1 protein-coding gene is annotated in these 1,026 nt (G+C 65.7%); it reads right to left on the reverse strand.

All coding sequences use genetic code 11. The features are described from left to right. Positions 1-1,026: SIS domain-containing protein (locus DWV43_RS10000; protein ID WP_117818460.1), on the reverse strand; the 1,026-nt coding region annotated here is incomplete at its 5' end.

Genomic DNA, 1,026 nt, shown 5'->3' on the forward strand with positions numbered 1-1,026 from the left:
TTAGTAGTCGAACTGGTGGTAGTAGCGGCGGTACTTGAGGTTGTGCTTGGTGACCAGCTCGTAGTTGCGCGAGAGGCGGTCGGTGGTCAGCACGGACAGGATCCAGGGGGACACGATGACGCGGAAGTCGTCGTCCAGGCCCGGGATCGCGTACTCGGCGGTGTCGATGATGACGTAGTCCTCGTCGCCGGTCACGCCGCTGGTGAGGAAGGCGCGGACGCGCTCGTCGAGGGCGCGGCACTCGTCCTCGCCCATGAACAGGAACACCGGGACGCCGGGCTCGAGCAGCTCGAGCGTGCCGTGGAAGAAGTCGTGCGAGGTGATGTGGCGGATGCGCTTCCACTGCATCTCCTCGAGCAGGCACATGGAGTACAGGATGGTCTCGCCCCACAGCGCGCCCGAGCCGATGAACATGGTGTAGTCGGCCAGCGCGTACTTCTTCGCGAGCTCCTCGGCGCGCGGCTCGAAGCGCTTGCGGATGTCGAGCATGTCCTTCCAGACGTCCTTCGTCTGCTCGATGAACAGGTCGAACTTGGGGAAGCAGCCGCGGCGGTTGAGCAGGCGCAGGCCGAAGCAGTCGGCGAGGTAGTAGCCCTTCTCGCAGCCGCCGGCGCCGTGGTCGGAGGCCATCATGACGCAGTTCTCGGCGCCCACGGCCCGGCCGATCTTGCCCTCGGGGTTGGTCATGGCGTAGACGCGCACGCCCATCTCCTTCATCTTGCCGATGGCCTCGAGCACCTCGGGGGTGGTGCCGGACTCGGAGGCGGTCAGCACGACGGACTTGTCGGTCATGCGCTTGTGGCCCATGACGTTCCACTCGGCGGCGTGGATCAGGTAGACCTCGAGGTCGCGGTCGCCGAACTTGTTCATGAGGTACTCGAGCTGCATGAACTCGTCCCAGGTGCCGCCGACGCCCATCAGGAAGACGGCGTCGTAGCCCTCCTCGTGCACGCGGTCGGCCAGCGCGGTCATCTTCTTGCCCGCCTCGTAGACGTTCCTGCCGTCCTCGAGGTAGCCCTCCTGGTC

Origin of the sequence: Collinsella sp. AF05-9 (assembly GCF_003465595.1) — a bacterium.
Classification (GTDB): Bacteria; Actinomycetota; Coriobacteriia; order Coriobacteriales; family Coriobacteriaceae; genus Collinsella.